The sequence below is a fragment of the Kinneretia sp. DJ1R-11 genome, assembly GCF_025717595.1.
GTDB lineage: Bacteria > Pseudomonadota > Gammaproteobacteria > Burkholderiales > Burkholderiaceae_C > Paucibacter_A.
Genome location: NZ_JAJIRR010000004.1, coordinates 47,297 through 68,162 on the forward strand (window position 1 = coordinate 47,297; position 20,866 = coordinate 68,162).

The 20,866-nt window shown below is 64.9% G+C and carries 18 protein-coding genes and 1 tRNA gene; 4 read left to right on the forward strand and 15 right to left on the reverse strand.

Features of this window, described 5'->3' with window-relative positions; genetic code table 11:
- Positions 1–41 precede the first annotated feature (41 nt).
- Together LNV23_RS09040 and LNV23_RS09045 are read right to left on the reverse strand one after the other, a co-directional pair.
- A complete protein-coding gene (locus LNV23_RS09040; RefSeq protein ID WP_263562694.1) occupies positions 42–260 on the reverse strand; it encodes a hypothetical protein in 219 nt (72 codons plus the stop codon).
- A 36-nt stretch (positions 261–296) separates the two neighbouring features.
- Complete coding sequence (locus LNV23_RS09045; RefSeq protein ID WP_263562695.1) at positions 297–2,333, reverse strand: sigma-54-dependent Fis family transcriptional regulator; 2,037 nt, start codon at positions 2,331–2,333, stop codon at positions 297–299.
- A gap of 444 nt (positions 2,334–2,777) precedes the next feature.
- Here LNV23_RS09045 and exaC point away from each other — a divergent pair, with 444 nt between their 5' ends.
- Positions 2,778–4,298 (forward strand): acetaldehyde dehydrogenase ExaC, encoded by a 1,521-nt coding sequence (gene exaC, locus LNV23_RS09050; RefSeq protein ID WP_263562696.1) that lies wholly within the window; start codon positions 2,778–2,780, stop codon positions 4,296–4,298.
- Between the two features lie 93 nt (positions 4,299–4,391).
- Here exaC and guaA read toward each other — a convergent pair whose 3' ends face one another.
- The 3 genes from guaA to guaB form a co-directional block, all read right to left on the reverse strand.
- The gene (gene guaA / locus LNV23_RS09055; protein WP_263562697.1) at positions 4,392–5,996 is read right to left on the reverse strand and encodes a glutamine-hydrolyzing GMP synthase; all 1,605 of its coding nucleotides are present in this window, start codon (positions 5,994–5,996) and stop codon (positions 4,392–4,394) included.
- Between the two features lie 34 nt (positions 5,997–6,030).
- Positions 6,031–7,308 carry an MFS transporter gene (locus LNV23_RS09060; RefSeq protein WP_263562698.1) on the reverse strand — a complete coding sequence of 426 codons (1,278 nt, stop codon included), beginning with the start codon at positions 7,306–7,308 and terminating at the stop codon, positions 6,031–6,033.
- Between the two features lie 143 nt (positions 7,309–7,451).
- Positions 7,452–8,921, reverse strand: coding sequence for an IMP dehydrogenase (guaB, locus tag LNV23_RS09065; protein ID WP_263519239.1), 1,470 nt, complete (start codon positions 8,919–8,921; stop codon positions 7,452–7,454).
- Positions 8,922–9,063: 142 nt separating this feature from the next.
- On the opposite strand from guaB, the gene LNV23_RS09070 reads away from it, so the two are divergent.
- A complete protein-coding gene (locus LNV23_RS09070; protein ID WP_263562699.1) occupies positions 9,064–9,642 on the forward strand; it encodes a DUF4124 domain-containing protein in 579 nt (192 codons plus the stop codon).
- 28 nt (positions 9,643–9,670) lie between these two features.
- Here the strand turns inward: LNV23_RS09070 and LNV23_RS09075 are convergent, their stop codons facing one another.
- Entirely contained in the window at positions 9,671–10,027 is a 357-nt protein-coding gene (locus LNV23_RS09075; RefSeq protein ID WP_263562700.1) for an RnfH family protein, read from the reverse strand.
- A complete protein-coding gene (locus LNV23_RS09080) occupies positions 10,014–10,475 on the reverse strand; it encodes a type II toxin-antitoxin system RatA family toxin (RefSeq protein ID WP_263519236.1) in 462 nt (153 codons plus the stop codon). The genes LNV23_RS09075 and LNV23_RS09080 overlap by 14 nt, the downstream gene beginning before the upstream one ends.
- 83 nt (positions 10,476–10,558) lie before the next feature.
- On the opposite strand from LNV23_RS09080, the gene smpB reads away from it, so the two are divergent.
- Positions 10,559–11,089: an SsrA-binding protein SmpB gene (gene smpB / locus LNV23_RS09085; protein WP_263519235.1), complete on the forward strand. Its 531-nt coding sequence runs from the start codon at positions 10,559–10,561 to the stop codon at positions 11,087–11,089.
- A gap of 7 nt (positions 11,090–11,096) precedes the next feature.
- Here the strand turns inward: smpB and LNV23_RS09090 are convergent, their stop codons facing one another.
- From LNV23_RS09090 to LNV23_RS09120, 7 genes are all read right to left on the reverse strand, one after another.
- Entirely contained in the window at positions 11,097–12,317 is a 1,221-nt protein-coding gene (locus tag LNV23_RS09090; RefSeq protein ID WP_263562701.1) for a PLP-dependent transferase, read from the reverse strand.
- A 77-nt stretch (positions 12,318–12,394) separates the two neighbouring features.
- Entirely contained in the window at positions 12,395–13,816 is a 1,422-nt protein-coding gene (gene rimO / locus LNV23_RS09095; protein ID WP_263562702.1) for a 30S ribosomal protein S12 methylthiotransferase RimO, read from the reverse strand.
- Positions 13,817–13,859: 43 nt separating this feature from the next.
- Positions 13,860–14,435: a polyhydroxyalkanoate synthesis repressor PhaR gene (phaR, locus tag LNV23_RS09100; protein ID WP_263562703.1), complete on the reverse strand. Its 576-nt coding sequence runs from the start codon at positions 14,433–14,435 to the stop codon at positions 13,860–13,862.
- Positions 14,436–14,522: 87 nt separating this feature from the next.
- Positions 14,523–15,560: an adenylate/guanylate cyclase domain-containing protein gene (locus tag LNV23_RS09105; RefSeq protein ID WP_263562704.1), complete on the reverse strand. Its 1,038-nt coding sequence runs from the start codon at positions 15,558–15,560 to the stop codon at positions 14,523–14,525.
- A 258-nt stretch (positions 15,561–15,818) separates the two neighbouring features.
- Positions 15,819–15,895: transfer RNA gene (locus LNV23_RS09110), tRNA-Val, on the reverse strand.
- A 61-nt stretch (positions 15,896–15,956) separates the two neighbouring features.
- Positions 15,957–18,239 (reverse strand): RelA/SpoT family protein, encoded by a 2,283-nt coding sequence (locus LNV23_RS09115; RefSeq protein ID WP_263562705.1) that lies wholly within the window; start codon positions 18,237–18,239, stop codon positions 15,957–15,959.
- Positions 18,236–19,120 carry an alpha/beta fold hydrolase gene (locus LNV23_RS09120; RefSeq protein WP_263562706.1) on the reverse strand — a complete coding sequence of 295 codons (885 nt, stop codon included), beginning with the start codon at positions 19,118–19,120 and terminating at the stop codon, positions 18,236–18,238. Before LNV23_RS09120 ends, LNV23_RS09115 begins: the two co-directional genes overlap by 4 nt.
- A gap of 158 nt (positions 19,121–19,278) precedes the next feature.
- On the opposite strand from LNV23_RS09120, the gene LNV23_RS09125 reads away from it, so the two are divergent.
- Complete coding sequence (locus tag LNV23_RS09125; RefSeq protein ID WP_318023218.1) at positions 19,279–20,061, forward strand: 3-hydroxybutyrate dehydrogenase; 783 nt, start codon at positions 19,279–19,281, stop codon at positions 20,059–20,061.
- Between the two features lie 28 nt (positions 20,062–20,089).
- On the opposite strand, the gene LNV23_RS09130 is transcribed toward LNV23_RS09125, so the two are convergent.
- Positions 20,090–20,827 (reverse strand): SIMPL domain-containing protein, encoded by a 738-nt coding sequence (locus LNV23_RS09130; protein WP_263562707.1) that lies wholly within the window; start codon positions 20,825–20,827, stop codon positions 20,090–20,092.
- Between the last annotated feature and the right edge of the window lie 39 nt (positions 20,828–20,866).

Consider the following 20,866-nt stretch of genomic DNA (forward strand, 5'->3'; position numbering starts at 1 on the left):
GCGCAGTGTAGCAAGCCCCTCAGCGCACCCAGGGAAAGCCCTCAGGGCAGCGCCTCTGAGGCACGCACCGCAGCTTGATCGATCAGCTGCTGCACCTCTTGCCGCACAGCTTCGGGCCGCGTCGCCGTCGCGCTGGCGGCGCTGCCCGGCGCGGAGCTTGGAGCCGTGGTCGGCGCCAGCGTGCGCGCCTGCTGCTTGACCAAGAACAAGACCACGGCCAGGGCGATCACCAGGCCAAGAATGCTGAAAGCTGCGCGCATCGACTCGCCTCCGCTTCGGTTTGACAAGCCGCCAGCCTACTCGAAGCCGCCGCCCTGCTCCGGTTCCAGACCCGCTTCTCGCATCTTCCGGTACAAGGTATTGCGGCTGACACCGAGGCGTCGCGCGGCCTCGCTGCGGTTGCCCTGGGCCAGCGCCAGGGCCTGCTGCACACAGCGACTGGACTGCAGACGCAGATCGAGCGCGCTGTCCACCGCCGGAGTCAATGGCGGCAGCGCGGCCGCGCGAGTCGCCTGCGCTGCAGCGTTCAAGTCCTCGGCGATATCGTCAGGCAGATGGCTCCAATCGATCTGCGCCTCTGCGCCATCCAACAAGGCACAGCAGGTGCGCAGCACATTGGCCAGTTGGCGCAGATTGCCGGGCCATGGGTGAGCCCCCAGCGCCGCCAAGAGCTCGGGTGCCACACTGAGCTTGCGCGTCGGCTCTGCGTCCTTGAGCAGTCGCTCCACCAGCGTCGCAAAGTCGCTGCGCTGACGCAAGGGCGGGATCAAGAGGCTGAGGCCATTGATCCGGTAGTACAGATCTTCACGGAAACGCTGCGACTCGACCTCATCGCGCAGGCGCCGGTGACTGGCGCAAATCAGGGCGAAGTCCACCGCCACCGCCGGCCCGCCGCCCAAGGGCGACACCTGGCGCTCCTGCAGCACGCGCAACAACCGAGCCTGCAAGGCCAGAGGCATGTCGCCGATCTCATCCAGGAACAGCGTGCCCCCGTGGGCCTGCCGCAGCAGGCCCGGCGCGCCCTCCTTGAGCGCACCGGTGAAGGCGCCCGGGCGGTAGCCGAACAGCTCCGCCTCGATCAGTGACTCGGGCAGAGCCGCGCAATTGATGGCCACAAACGGTCCGTTGCGACGCGGCCCACTCTGGTGGCAGGCGCGCGCCAGCAGCTCCTTGCCGACACCGGACTCCCCCTGCAAGAGCAGCGCTATCGGCTTGCCCAAGACGCGCCGGGCCCGCGAGAGCAAGCCTTGCACGCCGGCATCGCCCGTATCCAGGGCGCTCAGCGCATCGGATGACGGCACCACCGCGTCGGGTAGAGCGGAGCGTGCAGGCAGTGCAGTCAGCGCCGAAACCGCCGGCGACGAGACCGCCGGCACAGAAACGGCCGCGCGCGCACGCGGCCGCGCGCCATCGAGTCGGCCAGAAAGCAGGCTGCCATCGGCGCGCTGCAGCTGCCGCGGCTGCGCCAGCAGGCCATCGCCCAGCAGCGTTTGCATGGACAAACCCAGCGCCGCCTCGACCGTGCAACGCCCCAGCGCGGCACTGTTCAGACTGAGCCATTCCAGGCCCAGCCCATTGGCGCCCAAGATCACGCCGTCGTCAGCCAGCGCGAGCAGCCCCTCGGTGACCGTGTCCAGGCCTTCGGGGCGGGCATGCAGACGCAAGACCAGACCGCTGCCATGGCGGGCCTGGAACAGCTGATGCTCGATCATGCGCGCTGCCGATCGCGCCAGGCCCAGGGTGTGAGGGTGGTAGCCGCGACGGTCGCCGGAGATGTCGAGCACGCCCAGCAAGGCGCCGCTGGAGTCGGCAATCGGTGCGGCCGCACAGGTCAGGAAACCATTGCGCTCCAGAAAATGCTCGGCGCCGTTGATGACCACGGGACGCCCGTCTGCCAAGGCCGTGCCGATGGCATTGCTGCCCCGCCACTGCTCCAGCCACACAGCGCCGGGCCGCAGGGCCACCCGGGCGGCCTTGTCGGCGAAGCCATCATCACCCAGCGCATGCAACAGCATGCCTTGCGGGTCGGCCAGGATGACCAGGCTGTCACTGGCCTTGACTTGATCTGCCACGAATTCCATCACCGGCCGGGCCTGGGCCAGCAAGGCCCGCCTCTGCTCCAGCGAGCGTGCCAGCTGGGCGGCCGAGGCATGCGGCACACCTTGCGCACGGCCCTCCGGAGTCAGGCCAAAAGCCCGGCTGCGCAGCCAGCTGGCCTGCAGGCGGGGATCCAGCAAGCCGTCAGCCAGCTCCCCGGTTTCCAGCAGCTGCCGGCGCGCCTGGCGCAAGCGGCTGGGCGCCGCCCGCAGGCTCATCAAAGCATTCGCAGTCATCTCACATGTCTCCGTGGTCGGCCCTTGCTTGGGCTCTGAATCGGATGCGGAGGTTCAACCGAGGCACGCCTTTGCGGCCTGCACCCACCATCGCAGGGCGACCTTAACAGGCCGCAGGCCGCTGCCAAGCATTTGCACTCCTTTTGGCGACTTCCCGTCGAATTCCACGGAAGTTGTGCCAAACGACGCCCAAGACTGTGCTGTTTCGTGACAGTGCGCCGTCACAGGCGTCGGCACCAGGGGGCCGGACTCCAAACTCGCTCCCCGTCTCGTGCAGAAAAGCCGGGGCTTCCCGTACAAGCCAGGCGCCTGGCACGCTCCCTGCAAGTCATCTCACAGGTGTGCTTGCGGCGACATCCATCCGCGGATGGATTCGACGCAAGCCATGCCTTTAGAACACAGGCCTGGAGACCAGGACTGACCGCACTACAAATGGAGACCGACATGCTTTACGCCAGCCCCAACACCCCCGGCGCCACACTCGCCTACAAAGCCCAGTACGACAACTTCATCGGCGGCCGCTTCGTGCCACCGGTCAAGGGGGAGTATTTTGATGTCATCACCCCCATCAGCGGCCAGGTCTACACCCGCGCGGCTCGCTCCACCGCCGAGGACATCGAGCTCGCTCTCGACGCAGCCCATGCGGCCAGCGCCCAGTGGGGCGCGACCAATGCCGCCGCCCGCGCCAACATCCTGCTCAAGATCGCCGACCGCATCGACGCCAATCTTGAGTTGCTGGCCTATGCCGAGACCGTCGACAACGGCAAGCCCATCCGCGAAACCCTGAATGCCGACATTCCGCTCGCCGCTGACCATTTCCGTTACTTCGCCGGATGCCTGCGCGCACAGGAAGGCGCGCTGAGCCAGATCGACGACCACACCGTCGCCTATCACTTCCACGAACCGCTCGGCGTGGTCGGCCAGATCATCCCCTGGAACTTCCCCATCCTGATGGCGGCCTGGAAGCTGGCACCTGCCCTGGGCGCAGGCAACTGCGTGGTGCTCAAGCCCGCGGAGTCGACCCCGATCAGCATTCTGGTACTGGCCGAGCTGATTGCCGACCTGCTGCCGCCGGGCGTGCTCAATATCGTCAACGGCTACGGCCGGGAAGCCGGCATGGCCCTGGCCACCAGCAAGCGCATCGCCAAGATTGCCTTCACCGGCTCCACCGCCACCGGCCGCGTGATCGCCCAGGCTGCTGCGACCAATCTGATTCCAGCGACCCTGGAGCTGGGCGGCAAGAGCCCGAATGTCTTCTTCGACGATGTGATGGCACAGGACGATGCCTTCCTCGACAAAGCGATCGAAGGCCTGGTGCTGTTCGCCTTCAACCAGGGCGAAGTCTGCACCTGCCCGAGCCGGGCGCTGATCCAAGAGTCGATCTACGACCGTTTCATCGAGCGTGCGCTCAAGCGCGTGGCCGCCATCAAGCAAGGCAGCCCGCTGGACACTGACACCATGATGGGTGCCCAGGCCTCGGCCCTGCAGATGGACAAGATCATGTCCTATCTGGAAGTGGGCAAACAGGAAGGCGCGCAGCTGCTGATCGGCGGCGGCCGCAAGCAGCTGGGCGGCGAGCTGGCCGGTGGCTATTACATCGAGCCCACGCTGTTCAAGGGCACAAACAATATGCGCGTGTTCCGCGAAGAGATCTTCGGCCCCGTGCTGGCCGTGGCCACCTTCAAGGATGAAGCCGAGGCCCTGCAGATCGCCAATGACACGCCCTACGGCCTGGGCGCCGGCGTCTGGACGCGCGACGGCAGCCGCGCCTACCGCATGGGCCGCGCCATCCAGGCCGGACGGGTCTGGACCAATTGTTACCACGCCTATCCGGCGCACGCGGCCTTCGGTGGCTACAAGGAATCCGGCATCGGCCGCGAAACCCACAAGGCCATGCTGGACCACTACCAGCAGACCAAGAACCTGCTGGTCAGCTACTCGCCCAATGCCTTGGGTTTCTTCTGAGCCTTCATCGCTGCCGAGCTGAAACAAAAAGGCGGCCCGCAAGGCCGCCTTTTTTTCTTTCACGGCCTGAGCATCAAGTTCAGGCCATAGCGATCACTCCCACTCGATGGTCGCAGGCGGCTTGGTCGAAACGTCGTAGGTGACACGATTGATGCCGCGCACTTCATTGATGATGCGGCCCGAGACCTTGCGCAGCAGGCCGTAGGGCAGCTCGGCCCAATCGGCGGTCATGAAGTCGCTGGTGATCACCGCACGCAGGGCGACGACATAGTCGTAGGTGCGGCCATCACCCATCACACCCACGCTCTTGACCGGCAGGAAGACGGTGAAGGCCTGGCTGGTCAAGTCGTACCAGTTCTTGCCGCTGGCTTCATCTTTCCAGCCGCGCAGTTCTTCGATGAAGATGGCGTCGGCACGACGCAACAGATCGGCGTATTCCTTCTTCACTTCGCCGAGGATGCGCACGCCCAAGCCGGGGCCTGGGAAAGGATGGCGGTAGACCATCTCGGGCGGCAAGCCGAGCTCCACACCCAGGGCCCGAACTTCATCCTTGAACAGCTCGCGCAGAGGCTCCAGCAGCTTCAGGCCCAGTTGCTCGGGCAGCCCACCGACGTTGTGGTGGCTCTTGATGGTGGTGGCCTTCTTGGTCTTGGTGCCGCCGCTTTCCACCACATCGGGGTAGATGGTGCCTTGAGCCAGCCACTTGGCTCCTTTGGCTCCGGCGTCAGCCGCCTTGAGCTTGGCCGCCTCGGCCTTGAACACATCGACGAACAGGCCGCCGATGATCTTGCGCTTCTTCTCGGGGTCGGTCACACCGGCCAGCTGGCCCAGGAAGAGCTCGCTGGCGTCCACGCGGATCACCTTGGCGTGCAGCTTGCCAGCGAACATGTCCATGACCATATCGCCTTCGTTCAGACGCAGCAGGCCGTGGTCGACGAAGACGCAAGTCAGCTGGTCACCGATGGCGCGGTGGATCAGCGCCGCGGCGACCGAGGAATCGACGCCACCCGACAAGCCCAGGATGACCTCTTCATCACCGACCTGCTCGCGGATCTTGGCCACGGCTTCTTCGATGTAGTCGCCCATGATCCAGTCGCCCTTGCAGCCGGCGATGTCGCGCACGAAGCGGGTCAACATGGCCTGGCCCTTGAGCGTGTGTGTCACCTCAGGGTGGAACTGGACGGCGTAATAGCCCTTCTCCTCGTTGGCCATGCCGGCGATCGGGCAGCTGGGTGTCTCGGCCATCAATTTGAAGCCAGGCGGCAGCACGGTGACCTTGTCGCCGTGGCTCATCCAGACCTTGAGCATGCCGTGGCCTTCCAGCGTGGCGTGGTCTTGGATACCGTCCAGCAGCTTGGTGTGGCCGTGGGCTCGCACCTCGGCGTAGCCAAACTCGCGGTGGTCACTCCACTCGACCTTGCCACCCAGCTGCACCGCCATGGTCTGCATGCCGTAACAGATGCCCAGCACCGGCACGCCCAGATCCCAGACCGCCTGCGGCGCGCGCAGCTCGTGGTCTTCGTAAGTGGAGGCGTGGCTGCCCGACAAGATGATGGCCTTGGGCGCGTAGCTGCGGATGAACTCGTCCGAGACATCGTTGGGGTGAATCTCGCAGAACACCGCGGCCTCGCGCACACGGCGGGCGATCAGCTGGGTGACCTGGGAACCGAAATCAAGGATCAGGACTTTGTCATGCATGGTCGGGCTTTCACTCTCTGTCTGGATTTTGAATTCAGGGTCCGGATGGGGCGGCAGGTGCGGCCTCCACGGGGCTCTCCTGCGGCACACGGGCAAAGTGCCGCCAGGCGAAGAACAGGGACAGCGCCTGCAGCGCGGCGCAGAAATAGAACGGGGCGCCAATGCGCCAGTCGCCCTTGGGCAGTTCGCTGACCAGGTAGATCAGGCCCAAGCCCAGCACCGGCGCGATCACCGCCATCAGGCTGTTCAGCGAGGAGATAGCGCCCATGGTCTCACCCTGGTTGCGGGCATCGGCGGCATTGGAAATTTGGCTTTGCAAGGCCGGGCCGGCGGCATAGCTGAGCACGCCCACGCCAATGGCGGCGTACATCATCCAGCCGGCGCTGGACAGACCCCAGATGGTATTGGTCAGCACGGCCGAGGCCAGGCCCAGCAGCACCAGGCGTGCGGCCGACACGCGCTTGAGGATGTGCTTGAGGAACACGCCCTGAACCAAGACCGCCATCACGCCGACCGCGAACAGGGACAGGCCGTTGTCCTTGGGACCCCAGCCGAACTTGTAGGTGGTGTACATGACCCAACTGCTTTGCAGAATCATCTGCGCCAAGCCGCTGAGCGCCAGCACATAGACCAGGGGGCCCACGCCCTTCAGCTCTCGCACGCGACTCAGGGACTTGAAGGGGTTGGCACGGCGCCAGTCGAAGGCGCGGCGGTTCTCGGGCTGCAGCGACTCGGGCAGCACGAAGAAGCCATACATCCAGTTCAACACCGCCATGCTGCCGGCCACATAGAAAGGCAGGTGAAGATTGATGTCACCGAGCAAACCGCCCAGTACCGGGCCCAGGATGAAGCCCATGCCGAAGGCCGCGCCCAGCATGCCGAAGCGCTTGGCGCGCTCGGCCGGCGGCGTGATATCGGCCACATAGGCATTGGCCACGGCCGCATTGGCCTGCATGGCGCCCGAGAACAGGCGAACCACGATCAGCATCCACAGCGCGTCGGCCATGGCAGTGACGAAGAAGCTCAGCGCCAAGCCAGAGAAGCCGATCAGCATGACACGGCGGCGGCCATAGCGGTCCGACAGACCGCCGAGGACGGGCGAGCCAAAGAAATTGGCGATGCCGAAGGCAAAGGCCACGGCCAGCTGCGCCAGCGTGTGCTCGGATGGGCTCTGGGTGAAGGTGCCCACCAAGGGCGGCAGCACGGGAATGATCAAGCCGATCGAGATCATATCGATCAGCACGGCAATCAAGATGAAGCCCATGCCGGCCGACCTGACCTTGCCGGCCTGCTGGCCACTGCCTTCTGTCACTCGCTCGCTCAAACGATTTCCTTGCTCTGAGGGCCTGCGCCGCATACGAAGAAAAGAAAGAAGGGGCCAAAGCCCCTTTTCTTGAAGTTCACCGGCGCCCCGCCCTGCCCTGAGGCCTCAGCGCAGGCGGCGGGACTTCAGCCTCACTCGGAACGGTAGTTCGGTGCTTCCTTGGTGATCTGCACATCGTGGACATGGCTTTCGCGCATGCCGGCCGAGGTGATCTCCACGAACTCAGCCTTGTTCTGCATGTCGGCAATCGTGGCACAACCGCAGTAGTGCATCGAAGCCTTCAGACCGCCGGCCATCTGGAAGATGACCTGCACCACCGAGCCCTTGTACGGCACCTGGCCTTCAATGCCTTCCGGCACCAGCTTGGAGGTGTTGGGATTGTTGGCCGAGGTGTCCTGGAAGTAGCGATCGGCCGAACCCTTGGCCATCGCACCCATGGAGCCCATGCCGCGGTAGCTCTTGTAGGAGCGGCCTTGGTACAGGATCAGGTCGCCCGGGGCTTCCTCGGTGCCGGCAAAAGCGCCGCCCATCATCACGCAATCGGCACCCGCAGCGATGGCCTTGGCCAGGTCACCGGAGAAGCGCACGCCGCCGTCAGCGATCACCGGCACGCCGGTACCGCGCAAGGCGGTGGCGACGTTGTCGATGGCGGTGATCTGGGGCACACCCACACCGGCGACGATGCGTGTGGTGCAAATGGAACCGGGGCCGATACCGACCTTGACGCCGTCTGCGCCGGCTTCCACCAAGGCCAGAGCCGCCGCACCGGTGGCGATATTGCCGCCGATCACATCCACACCGGGGAAGTTCTGCTTGACCCAGCGCACGCGCTCCAGCACGCCAGCGCTATGGCCGTGGGCGGTGTCGACGATCAGGGCATCCACGCCGGCCTTGACCAGCATGGCCACGCGCTCTTCGGTGTCATCGCCGAAACCGACGGCAGCACCGACGCGCAGCTTGCCTTGGGCATCGCGGGCAGCATTGGGGAAACTGGTCTGCTTGGTGATGTCCTTGACGGTCATCAGGCCGCGCAACTCAAAGGCGTCATTGATGACGACCACGCGCTCCAGCTTGTGCTTGTGCATCAAGGCCTTGGCCTCTTCCAGCGAGGCGCCTTCCTTGACGGTGACCAGGGCGGAAGCCGGAGTCATCATCTCGCGCACCGCGAGGTCCATGCGGGTCTCGAAGCGCACATCACGGCCGGTGACGATGCCGACGACCTTCTTGCCTTCCAGCACCGGGAAGCCCGAGACGCCGTGCAGACGTTGCAACTCGACCACCTCGCGCACCGTGGTCGAAGGCGTGATGGTGAAGGGCTCCAGCACGATGCCCGACTCGTAGCGCTTGACGCGGGCGACTTCGATCGCCTGGCGCTCGGCCGAGAGGTTTTTATGCACGATGCCGATGCCACCCTCTTGCGCGATGGCAATCGCCAAGCGCGCTTCTGTCACCGTATCCATGGCCGCAGAGACCAGGGGCAGGTTCAGACGGATATTGCGGGACAGCCGGGTGGCGAGAGAGGTGTCGCGAGGCAACACATGGGAGAACGCTGGCACCAACAACACATCGTCGAAGGTGAGCGCTTTTCCTAAAAGGCGCATGAGGGAAGCTCCAGTCGCAAAGCGGCATTATACGGAGGACGGGGCCTGCTTTTCCCGCGCACGGCTGTGACACGCTGAATTTGCGCAAATTGACGCAATTTGCGAGGCGACGTCGAACAACCGGGGCCGCTACACTTTGCCCATGAAAATCAGCCTGTCTATGACTCATTCGGGCCAAGCTCCGACCGCCCTTCGCACCCAGCGCTGGGCAGCTTGGATGAGCCTGGTCCTGCTGCTGTGCATCACTCTGCCCGCACAGGCCCAGTGGAAATGGCGCGATGGCTCGGGTCGCCTGCAGATCAGCGACCTGCCGCCACCGCACGGCACGGCGGACAAGGACATCCTGCAACGCCCGGCCGGCTACAAGCCTCCGCCAGTTTTGATCATTCCTTTCGGAAGCAAGGCCGATGCAGCGGCCAGCGCCGCCCTGACGCCCAGCAGCACCCCCAGCAAAGCCGAGCTGGACCGACAGGCCCGCCAGAAGGAGCTGGAAAAGCAGCAAGAGCGCGAGGTCCAGGAGAAGCAGAAACAGGAAGACCGACGCTTCGCCGAACAAAAACGCGAGAACTGCAGCCGGGCCCAGGAAAACCTGCGCATGCTTCAGGATGGCATGCGCATCAGTCGGCGCAATGAGCGCGGCGAGACTGTCGTCATCGATGACCGGCAGCGCGCCGAAGAGATTCAACGCAGCCGGGCCGCGATCGCCAGCGAATGCCAATGAGCCCGGCCGCGACCCAGCCGGCCGGCTCTCAGGTCTGACGGCTGGTCTTGCCGGCCAGCGGCCGGTGGCGCGAGACGATGCGCTCGCCGCGGTCTTTGTAGCGCTGGCGGCGCGCCTCCTTGGGGTCCACAGTCAAAGGGCGATAGACCTCGATGCGGTCGCGGTCACGCAGCGGGGTCGTAAGCGGCTGCTGTCGCCCCCAGATGCCCAGCTTGAACTCACCGAGCCGCGGCAGCACAGACGCAAACTCAGAGCAGGCGTGCAAGGCCTGCCCCAAGGTGCTTCCAGAAGGTAGCTGCAGATCGACGCGGCACAACTCACCCGCCTTCAGACTCCAGACCAACTCGATGGAAAGGACAGCCGGCTCCAGATCAGCGCGGACCATAGACGCTTTCTGCGCGCTGCACAAAACGATCGACAAAGGTGTTGGCGATGCGGTCGAAGACCGGGCTGACCACAGCCTCCAAGGCCACGCTGGAAAACGCGTAGCTAAGCTCGAACTCGATCTTGCAGGCCACCTCTTCCGCGCTGTCGCTGCCCGGCTTGCTCAAAGGCAGGAAATTCCAGACGCCGTCCAATGAAGAGAAAGGCCCATCGACCAAGGCCATGCCGACACGGCGATCGCTGACATGGGTGTTGCGGGTTGTGAAAGCGTGACGCACCCCGGCATAGGCCAGAGACAGGCGAGCAGTCACCGATTCGTCCTGACGGTCGAGCACTTCCGCGCGTTCGCACCAAGGCAGGAACTCGGGGTAGCGTTCGATCCCGACCACCAGCTCGTACATCTCGCGCGGCGAGTACCAGAGCAAAACAGACTTCCTAACGTGTTTCATAGCGCTTCATACAATGGGCGGATTGTATTGGCGCGCCAGGCCCACCCAAGCAGCCGCGAGCCGCCCACCCAGAATCGAGATTCATGTCCACTGCTGCCACCGCCCACAACCACGGCTCACGTCCGCCTCCAAAGGCCAAGGCCGCCGTGTCCACCGCCCCCATCGCCGAAAACCGACGCGCGCGCTTCGACTATTTCATCGAAGAACGGCACGAATGCGGCATCGTGCTGGAGGGCTGGGAGGTCAAGGCGATTCGTGCCGGCCAGGTGCAGCTGACCGATGGCTATGTGTTGATCAAGAACGGCGAGCTTTTCTTGATCGGTTGTCGTATCAACCCGCTGCGCACGGCGTCCACCCACGTCAGCCCGCTGGCCGATCGCACCCGCAAGCTCTTGATGAGCAAGGGCGACATCCGCCGTCTGATCGGCAAGGTCGAGCAGCGCGGCTTCACCCTGGTGCCTTTGAACCTGCATTACAAGGGCAGCTTCGTCAAAGCCGAGATCGGCCTGGCCAAGGGCAAGGCCGAACACGACAAGCGCGAGACCGAAAAGAAACGCGACTGGGAAAAAGAGAAGGGCCAGCTGATGCGTCACGCCACCAAGACGCGCAGCTGACACCGCTTCAGGTCTTGAGCAGGTCCAGGGCCTGCGCAAGATCGGCGCGCAGATCGGCTTCCGCCTCCAGGCCGATGGCAAAACGCACCAGATGCCCTTCACGGAAGGGCAGGCCCAGAGAGCGGCTGCGGCTCATGTTGTAGGGCACGGCCAGGCTCATGGGGCCAGCCCAGGAGTAGCCGATGCCGAAGAACTGCAGCGCGTCGACAAAGGCATCGACCTGAGCCGCGCTGTACTGCGGCTGGAACACGGCCGAGAACAAGCAAGCCGCCCCTGCGCTGCTGACTTCGCGCCAGTGCGCATGGCCCGGTGAGCCGGGCAAGGCCGGATGCAGCACCTGAGCCACCGCCGGCTGCGCCTGCATCCAGGCGGCCAACGCACGCGTCGTCGCATCCTGGGCGCGGTAGCGCAGCTCCAGCGTCGGCAGGCTGCGCAACACCAGCTCCACATCGTTCTGCCCCAGGCCGTAGCCCAGGTGCTCGTGCATATAGTTCATGCGCTCATGCAAGGCCAGGTCGCGGGTGCAGACCGAACCCATCAGTACATCGGCTCCACCCGAAGGGTATTTGGTCAGCGCGTGCATAGAGATGTCCACGCCAAAGCCCGGCTCAGTGTCTGGCAGCAAATCAAAGGCCTTGAAGGCGACGCCCGCGCCCCAGGTGTTGTCCAGCACCGTGGTGATACCGCGCTCACGGCAGACCCGAAGCAGGCCGATCAGATCCGGGAACTCCAGGGTGATGGAGCCGGCCGCCTCCAGCCAGACCAGCTTGGTCTTCTCGTTGATCAGGGCGCTGAAACCGGCCACATCAAGCGGGTCGTAAAAGCGATGCTGGATGCCGAACTGCGGCAGCAGTGATTCGCTCAAGTAACGGTTTTGTCCATAGACATTGTCCGGCACCAGCACCTCGTCACCCGGCCGCAGCAGGCTCAAGGACACCAGGGTCACGGCCGCCAAGCCGCTAGGCACCAGCAGGCAATGCTCGGCACCCTCAAGGCCGGCGATGCGTGCGCCCAGGGTGTAGCTGGTCGGCGTACCGTGCAGGCCATAGCGGTAGCTTTTGCCGTCACGCGGGCGGTACTGATGCAGATCTGCGGTGTTCTTGAACAGCACCGTCGAGGCCTTGAAGACACCAACCGGATGCGCCGCCCAACCCTCAGGGGGCTGATAGGGATGGTGGATCTGCTGCGTGGCCAATGCGAGGTCTGGGGCTGGGGCGTGCTTGCTCACGATGAGGTCCTAGAAGGGCGCTGAAAAAACAAAACGTGCCTAAGCCCGCTTTGATTCTGACTCAGATCGAACAGGGCTCAGATCGGCATGCCGATCAAGTCATGGCCCTCGACCGCGACAATGCGTGCTCGAGTGAACTCGCCCACCTTGAGCGTCTTGCTGGCCTTCTCGGGCGGCAACAGGCGCACCGTGCCGTCAATCTCGGGCGCGTCGGCGTAAGTACGGCCGACACCGCCCTTGCGGCCGAGGGCCGGCGCGGAATCCACCAGCACCTGCATGGTGGCGCCAACGCGGGCGCGCAGCTTGTCGATGGACACCGCTTCGGCAATCTGCATGAAACGCGCGCGGCGTTCTTCACGCACCTCAACCGGCAGCGCACCGGGCAACTCATTGGCCGTGGCACCAGTCACCGGCGAGTAGGCAAAGCAGCCGGCGCGGTCGATGCGAGCTTCACTCATGAAGTCCAGCAAATACTGGAATTCCTCTTCGGTCTCACCCGGGAAGCCGGCGATGAAGGTCGAACGGATGACGATGTCCGGGCAGGTTTCGCGCCAGCGCAGGATGCGCTCCATATTCTTCTCGCCGCTGGCCGGGCGCTTCATGCGCTTGAGCACATCAGGGTGGGCATGCTGCAGCGGCACATCGAGGTAAGGCAGGATCAAGCCTTCGGCCATCAGCGGCAGCACTTCGTCCACATGTGGGTAGGGATAGACGTAGTGCAGGCGAACCCAGGCGCCGTGCTGCTTGGCTAACTCGCCCATTTGCGCGACCAGGTCCAGCATGCGGGTCTTGACCGGCTTGCCGTCCCAGAAGCCGGTGCGGTACTTGACGTCCACGCCGTAGGCGCTGGTGTCCTGGCTGACCACCAGCAATTCCTTGACGCCCGACTCGAACAACGCGCGGGCCTCGTTCAGCACATCGCCGACCGGGCGGGAGACCAGATCGCCGCGCATGCTGGGAATGATGCAGAAGGTACAGCGGTGATTGCAGCCCTCGCTGATCTTCAGGTAGGCGTAATGCTTGGGCGTCAGCTTGATGCCGGCAATGCCGCGCGACTCTGGCACCAGATCAATGAAGGGATCGTGCGGCTTGGGCACATGGGTATGCACCGCGTCCATCACCTCTTGGGTGGCATGCGGGCCGGTCACGGCCAAGACGCTGGGGTGCATTTCACGCACCAGGCTGCCGGCATCGCTGCTGCTGGCGCCGGCCTTGGCGCCCAGGCAACCGGTGACGATGACCTTGCCGTTTTCGGCCAGGGCTTCGCCGATGGTGTCCAGGCTTTCCTTGACGGCATCGTCGATGAAGCCACAGGTGTTGACAATCACCAGGTCGGCGCCGGCAAAGGTCTTGGAGGTTTCATAGCCCTCGGCCCGCAGCTGGGTGAGGATCAGCTCGGAGTCGGTCAGGGCCTTGGGACAGCCCAAGGACACAAAGCCGATCTTGGGGGCGGCTGCGGCAGGCGCGGCGGCCGGGCTGGGGGTGATGGTTTCGCTCATCCCCCGATTTTGCCTGAGCCGGCCGCCGGCATCGGCCTGCGCCCTACTTCTTGCCGCCAAAGCCGGGCATTCCCGGCATTCCTGGCATCACTGGAAACATGGCTCCGGCCTGCTTGATCTGCTCCTGCATCTGCTCGATCAGGTTCTTGCTCTGCTCGACATAGCCGCCCATCAGGTTCTGCATCACCGGCGCCTGGGCGCCGAGAAACTGGGTCCAGAGTTCCGGACTGAAGGCCAGGCCCTGGCTTTGCTCGGCAAACTTGCTTTGCAAAGCACCAAAGGTCTGAACATTCTTCTCCAGATAGTCGCCCATCACGCCCTGCATGGCATGGCCGTAAAAACGAATGATCTGTTCCAGCGAGGCGGTGCTGAACATGGGCACGCCGCCGGTTTCCTCTTCCAGAATGATCTGCAGCAGGATGCTGCGCGTCAGGTCTTCGCCCGTCTTGGCATCGCGCACCTCGAAGGTCTGGCCGTCCAGCACCATCTTCTTGACATCGGCCAGCGTGATGTAGCTGCTGGTCTGGGTGTCATAGAGACGGCGGTTCGGGTACTTCTTGAGCACGCGCACGGCGGGCGCTTGTGCTTCATCACTGTCGCCAGCCGGGGATGACCCCATGCCTGCTGCCTTGCTGCCTCTGCGGGCCGTCACCATGGATGCTCCTTGTCCGACCGGCACAGAGTGTTGTGCAGGTGCAGCAATATTCTAGGAGCCCGGGCGCTGCAAACCGGCGGGGATTTCCCCCGGACGCGGGCCGGCGGCGGCCACGGCCGCGAGATCGAGCCGGGCGCGACTCAGGCTGACCAAGGTCTGGTCGGCATCGGGCGCATGACAGGGCAAGGGCGCCAGCAGGCGCAGGCTGAGGGCATGGGCTACATCAATGCGGCAACCAACCCGCACCGGCAGATCCTGCCCTTTGGGCGCCGGCTGACCGTCGACCAAGGTGACGCTATCGGACAAGGCCCTCAGAACCATGCTCTGCGCCCCGCGGCGCAGCTCGAAATGCCAGCGGCTGATCTGCAAGGCTTGCATGGGATCGACATGGGAGAGCACCACATCGTTGGCCGGTACACCCTCATGCTCACGCAGGCGACCAAAGCTGATGATGTCCAGCAGTGGCAGGACCTGCGGCTCCTTGGCGTCCCCGATCAAAACATGGGTAGGAAAAATGCTTCGGTCGCGCCAATCAAAAGCCATCAGCTCGACCGCGCCGGCCACGTCCTTGAGCAAGGTCGGCGCCAAGGGCCGGCATTGCACGCGCCAGGCCGCGGGCAACTCCTGGAAGGCCTCACGACTCAGGCGCACCTCGCCCGGCTCTCCCGAAGCCAGCACCCGAGCGCAAAAATTGACGGCCTCGCCGGACACCGACTGCCCGTCACTGAGCACACGACCCCAATGCAGACCCATGCGGAGCTGCAACTGGTGCGGCCGGGCGCGGGCGAGATTGCGCTCACTGAGTTGCGTCTGCACCTGCTGCACCGCGGCCAAGGCCCGCGCGCTGTCGGAAAAGACCAAGAAAACGCCATCTCCAGCGGTATCGACCACGCGCCCGCCATGCTGATTCGCGGCAGCCTGCAAGAGGTCCTGGTGGATCTGCTGCAACTGGCGCCCTGCTGCATCGCCAAAGCGCTGGAAGTAGCTCGAAGAGCCGACCATGTCCGAAAACAAGAGCGCCAGGCTGAGCTCAAAGCGGCGCTTGAGCTCTTGCTCCAGCCGGGCCTGCCAACGCAGGATCTCCGTCATGCTCAGCTGATCCAACTGATCAAGGTGACTGGGGTGGTCCGCGGAAGTCATCGGGATACGGCAATTGAGGCAGAAGGGCAATGAAGATACAAGGGAGGCGCCGCATTTGAGCACAGCTCGCCACCACGCTTCAGACCCAAGGCAGGCAACACGCAGATGCCGGACCCGAAAAGCAAAAAACCCGGGAGATCTGGGATCTACCGGGTTTCTGCAACAACGTTACTTGAGAGTAACGCCTACCGTCTTACTTACGTATTTTGGTAGGCGCGATTGGACTCGAACCAACGACCCCCACCATGTCAAGGTGGTGCTCTAACCAGCTGAGCTACGCGCCTCAAGAGCTTCGCAGTATAGCCCACGTTTTTAAGGTCTGTCTAGTCTTTGCTGAAAAAACTTCTATTTTCTTCTCGCAGCCTTCACGCCGCTGACCTGGGCGACGCTGCGCAGCACCTGGGCCAGGCGGCCGGAGTCGGCCACTTCGACCGTGAAATTCATCCAGGCGGTGTCGCTGCGCGCCGACTTGACCGACTGCGTGTTGACGGCGATGACGTTCATCTTCTCCTTGGCGAAGACTTCCAACACATCGCGCAGCAGGCCCTGGCGATCGTTGGACTCGACCACCACATCGACCGGGTACATGGCCGGCCCCTTGGCGCCGCTCCCGGCCGTTGCCGCCCCACCCCACTCGACTTCGATCACCCGCTCGCCGGCCTGCTGGGCCATCTGGCGGAAGTTGCTGCAGTCCAGGCGATGGATGGCCACGCCTTTGCCGCGGGTGACATAGCCGCCGATGGCATCCGGCGGCGCAGGCCGGCAGCAACGGGCCAGATTGGTCAGCAGGGAATCGACGCCCACCACCAGCACGCCACCGCGCGGGCCTCCCCGCGTGGGCTTGGTGCGGCGCTGGGCCAGCAACTCGTCGTTGTCGGGCTCGGGCACGGGCGGGCGCAACAGCAGCTCGATATTGCGCAGCGAGTACTCGTCCTTGCCCACCACCTCGAACAGGGCGTCTGCGCTCTTGAAGCCCAGGCGCGCGGCCAAGTCTTCCAGCTTGACCGCCGTCTTGCCTTCGCGTTGCAGCAGCTTCTCCACCGCTTCGCGGCCGCGCGCCGCCGTCTGGGCCTGAGCCAGCACATTGAACCAGGCCCGCACCTTGGCGCGCGAACGCTGGCTTTGCAGGTAGCCGAGCTCGGCGTTGAGCCAGTCCAGCGAGGGGCCGCCTTCTTTGGCCGCGGTGATTTCCACGGTCTGCCCGCTTTGCAGCGGCGTGTTCAGCTGCACCATGGCGCCATCGACCTTGGCACCGCGGCAGCGGTGGCCCAGATCGGTGTGCACGGCGTAGGCGAAATCCACCGGCGTGGCGCCAGCGCTCAGCTCGATGATGGTGGCCTGGGGCGTGAACACATAGATGCGGTCGTCGAACAGCGCCTGCCCCTCGCCGGCAGCCGGCACGGTCTCGTCGCGGTGCCCCTCGGCAAAGTCGCGCTCCCAGGCCAGCAGCTGACGCAGCACGGCCTTGCGCGCCTGCGCCACCTGATCTTCGAACTCACCCGCGGCGCTGACGCCGGTATAGCCGCGTGCGCCCGCTTCCTTGTAAGCCCAGTGCGCGGCCACGCCATGCTCGGCATGTTCGTGCATGGCTTGGGTTCGGATCTGCACCTCCATGGCCCGGCCGTCGGCCGTCTGAACCACGGTGTGCAGAGACTGATAGCCATTGGGCTTGGGCCGAGCGATGTAGTCGTCAAATTCTCCGGCGACGGGCGTGAACTGCTCATGCAAGCGACTCAGCACGGCATAGCAGTCGGCCACCGTCGGCACCACCACCCGCAGGGCGCGCAGATCGAAGACCCGCTCCAGTTGCAGGCTCTTGCCCTGCATCTTCTTGTAAATGCTGTAGAGGTGCTTGGGCCGGCCCTGCACCAGCGCCTGCAATCCATGGGCGTGCAAATCGGCCTGCAAGGCGGCGCGCGTGGCCTCGATGCCTTGCTCGCGCAGCACCCGGGTTTCGTCCAGAGCCCGCGCAATCTCACGGTAAGCCTCGGGCTGGGAAAAACGGAAGGACAAGTCCTCCAGCTCCCATTTGATCTGCCAGATGCCCAGGCGGTTGGCCAGGGGCGCGAAGACCTGCTGCGTTTCCTGGGCCAGACTGGCCGGGCAAGGCCGCTTGGAGGCAGCAAAGTAACGCAGGGTCTGCAGGCGCGAAGCCAGGCGCAAGAGCACCACGCGCAGATCGCGCGAGAAGGCCAGCAGCATCTTGCGCACGCGCTCGGTCTGCTCGCCGCGGCGCTCATCCTCCACCCGCGCCTCGCGCGCAGCGCGCTGGATCTGTACCAGACGCCGGGTGTGCAGCACCAGGCTGGCGTAAGACTCGCCGAAAGCCTTGGCGACGATTTCCTCGGGCTTCTGCAGATACTCGCCGGCATAGACCAAGTAGGAGGCCGCCTGCATGGTCGGCGCCGCACCGATGCCGGCCAGGATGGCGGCCACGCCGTCGGCATGGGCCAGGGCGTCCTCGCCGGTGTCCAAGGGCTGGCCGGCCAGCAAAGGCTCAGCAAACGCCCGGGCGCGGGCAAAGGGCAAGGCCTCGGAGGGCAGACCGCTCACGGGCGTGTCCAGCAATGCCACGATAGGCGCCGCCTGATCTAGGGCCGGCGCTTGGCTGGTCAAACCTGTTTTCATGCCGCCTCGAGAAATGCCCGTACGAGTGCAATCTGATCGGGCTGCACCAGGGTCGGCGCATGGCCGACGCCGGCGATTTCACGCAACTGGGCGCGCGGGCCACGCTGCGTCATGGCCTGCGCCGTCTCGGTGCTGAGCAGGTCCGACTCGGCGCCGCGCAGCAAGAGCGTCGGGCAGCGCAGCGCGTCAAAGGCATACCAAAGCGCCGCCGAGCCGGCCTGGGCCAAGTCGGGCGTCACGGCATGGAAGGCCTGGGCGATCTGCGGGTCGTAGTGCAGCTTGAAGCCCTCACCCTCGGGCTTGAACATGGGCGCAGACAAAGCCGCCCATTGTTCGGCCGTGTGCGGGCCAAAGCTCGCGGAGATGCTCAACAGGTAGTCCGAGCCCTCCGCCACGCTGGCGAAATGCCGCGGTTGGCCCAGATAGCGGCCGATGCGCTGCAAGGCGTCGAACTGGATGGTCGGCCCCACATCGTTGAGCACCAGGCGGCGCACCGGGCTGCCCGGGAGGGCAGCCAGGCCCATGCCGATCAGGCCGCCCATGGAGGTACCCACCCAATCGACCTGATCCACATCGAGCCGGGCCAGCAAGGTCACCATATCGGCCACATAGGCCGGCACCTGGTAGCCGGCCGGCTGTGCCAACCAGTCCGAGCGGCCGCGGCCGACCACATCCGGGCAGATGACGCGGTAGCGCTCGCTCAGGGCTTGCGCCAACTGATCAAAGTCCCGCCCCTGGCGCGACAGGCCGTGCACGCACACCAGCACCGGCGCCTTCTCGCCCGCCGGCAGGGCTGCCCGGCACGGCCACTCCCAATAGGCCATGCGGTGCAGTCCGCCCTGCCCCAGGCATTTCACGAAATTCAGTTGTGGTTCGGCCATGATTGAGATCCAAAAAGCGAGGACTTGCGAAACGCCGTGCCAGCTGGGCATGACGCCGCAGGCCGTACGTCGGTAAGACAAGGCGCCGGAACGACGCTGGAACGATTTTTCGTAAGTCCCACTACAGTCCATCCTAGCAACCCTCGAAAGGATTCCTGATGCTTCAAGGCAAATGCGCCGTGATTACTGGCTCAACCAGCGGTATTGGTTTGGGCATGGCGCTGGTACTGGCACGCCAGGGCGCGAACATCGTGCTGAACGGATTTGGCGACCATGAAGGCCCGCTCGCTGAGGTGCTGGCTGCTGGCCAGGCCCACGGCATTCGCGTCGGCTACCACGGCGCCGACATGAGCAAGCCGGCCGAGATCGAGGCCATGATGGCCTATGCGCAGAGCGAATTCGGCGGCTGCGACATCCTGGTCAACAACGCCGGCATCCAGCATGTGGCGCCGGTGGAAAGCTTCCCGGTCGAGCGCTGGGACGCCATCATCGCCATCAATCTGAGCTCGGCCTTCCACACCACCCGCCTGGCCCTGCCCGGCATGAAGAGCAAGGGCTGGGGCCGCATCATCAATGTGGCCTCGGTGCATGGTCTGGTGGCTTCGGCGCAGAAATCTGCCTATGTGGCGGCCAAACATGGCCTGGTCGGCTTCACCAAATCGGTGGCGCTGGAAGTCGCCACCAGCGGCGTGACGGCCAATGCCATCTGCCCCGGCTGGGTGTTGACCCCCTTGGTGCAAAAACAGGTGGATGCCCGCGCGGTGGCCGATGGCGTGGACGGCGAAGAAGCCAAACGCCGCCTGCTGGCCGAAAAGCAGCCCTCGCTGCAGTTCACCACGCCCGAGCAACTGGGCGAGCTCGCCGCTTTCCTGTGCTCTGGCGCGGCCAGCAATGTGCAGGGTCAGGCCTGGAGCCTGGACGGCGGCTGGACGGCGCAATAAATCCGGCGCGCCCGGCCCGGGCGAGGTTTCAGCGTGAAATCGCCTCGCGCACCAGCAAGACCGAGCCATTGACCGTGGCACTGACCGTGGCCTGGCCGGCTTCCACCGGCAGGGCCATCTCAGCCGAAGCGCCCATGGCCTTGTAGCGAACCTGCGGCGCTGCCATGGGCTGGGCCGCGTTGTCGCCGGTGTTGACGCTGACCTCGCCGATCTGAAAACCGGGGTAGCCGAACTGCTTGGCGTAGTCGGCCGCTCGGGTCTTGTAGAGCGCGATGGCCTGGGCCACCACATCGGCTTCGACCTTTTCGCGCTGGGCCTTGGACAGGCTGTAGCCGACGCGGGCGATGCTCATACTGCCGATGCGACCGGTCAGCTGAGCGATGGCGGCGCTGTCACGCCCCTCGACCACCAGCTCGGCGCTGCCCTGCCAGCCATTGATGCCGCCCTTGGCCGCATAGCGCGGATAGAGCGAGAAGTTGCCGGTCTGCACCTCGACCTGACCCGGCTTGGCGATCTTGCGCGCCTCGGCCAAGGCGCTGTCCAGCGCCTGCTTCAGCGCTTGCTGCACGGCGCCGGCGTCGCTGCCCTCTTTGTTGGTGCTGAACACAACGCCCAGCACATCGCGGGTCACCTCGACGCTGGCCGTGGCCGAGAGATTGAGGCGGTCACGCGGCAGTTGGTCGCCGGCGGCCGCCTGGGCGCCGGCCTGCAGCAGCAGGCCGCCCAGGGCGGCGGCGAGGATCTTGCGGGTCTTGTGCTTCTTCATGATGCGGGTTCTCCTTGTGTGGCATGGCAAGCCGGAACA

Excerpts from the sequence above, each read along its gene's own strand:
- rimO (WP_263562702.1), bottom strand. The coding sequence starts at position 13,816 with ATGAGCGAAACCATCACCCCCAGCCCGGCCGCCGCGCCTGCCGCAGCC.
- LNV23_RS09115 (WP_263562705.1), bottom strand. The coding sequence starts at position 18,239 with ATGAAAACAGGTTTGACCAGCCAAGCGCCGGCCCTAGATCAGGCGGCG.
- LNV23_RS09075 (WP_263562700.1), bottom strand. The coding sequence starts at position 10,027 with ATGGTCCGCGCTGATCTGGAGCCGGCTGTCCTTTCCATCGAGTTGGTC.
- LNV23_RS09120 (WP_263562706.1), bottom strand. The coding sequence starts at position 19,120 with ATGGCCGAACCACAACTGAATTTCGTGAAATGCCTGGGGCAGGGCGGA.
- exaC (WP_263562696.1), top strand. The coding sequence starts at position 2,778 with ATGCTTTACGCCAGCCCCAACACCCCCGGCGCCACACTCGCCTACAAA.
- LNV23_RS09040 (WP_263562694.1), bottom strand. The coding sequence starts at position 260 with ATGCGCGCAGCTTTCAGCATTCTTGGCCTGGTGATCGCCCTGGCCGTG.
- LNV23_RS09105 (WP_263562704.1), bottom strand. The coding sequence starts at position 15,560 with ATGACGGAGATCCTGCGTTGGCAGGCCCGGCTGGAGCAAGAGCTCAAG.
- LNV23_RS09045 (WP_263562695.1), bottom strand. The coding sequence starts at position 2,333 with ATGACTGCGAATGCTTTGATGAGCCTGCGGGCGGCGCCCAGCCGCTTG.
- LNV23_RS09125 (WP_318023218.1), top strand. The coding sequence starts at position 19,279 with ATGCTTCAAGGCAAATGCGCCGTGATTACTGGCTCAACCAGCGGTATT.
- guaA (WP_263562697.1), bottom strand. The coding sequence starts at position 5,996 with ATGCATGACAAAGTCCTGATCCTTGATTTCGGTTCCCAGGTCACCCAG.
- guaB (WP_263519239.1), bottom strand. The coding sequence starts at position 8,921 with ATGCGCCTTTTAGGAAAAGCGCTCACCTTCGACGATGTGTTGTTGGTG.
- LNV23_RS09130 (WP_263562707.1), bottom strand. The coding sequence starts at position 20,827 with ATGAAGAAGCACAAGACCCGCAAGATCCTCGCCGCCGCCCTGGGCGGC.
- LNV23_RS09080 (WP_263519236.1), bottom strand. The coding sequence starts at position 10,475 with ATGAAACACGTTAGGAAGTCTGTTTTGCTCTGGTACTCGCCGCGCGAG.
- LNV23_RS09070 (WP_263562699.1), top strand. The coding sequence starts at position 9,064 with ATGAAAATCAGCCTGTCTATGACTCATTCGGGCCAAGCTCCGACCGCC.
- smpB (WP_263519235.1), top strand. The coding sequence starts at position 10,559 with ATGTCCACTGCTGCCACCGCCCACAACCACGGCTCACGTCCGCCTCCA.
- phaR (WP_263562703.1), bottom strand. The coding sequence starts at position 14,435 with ATGGGGTCATCCCCGGCTGGCGACAGTGATGAAGCACAAGCGCCCGCC.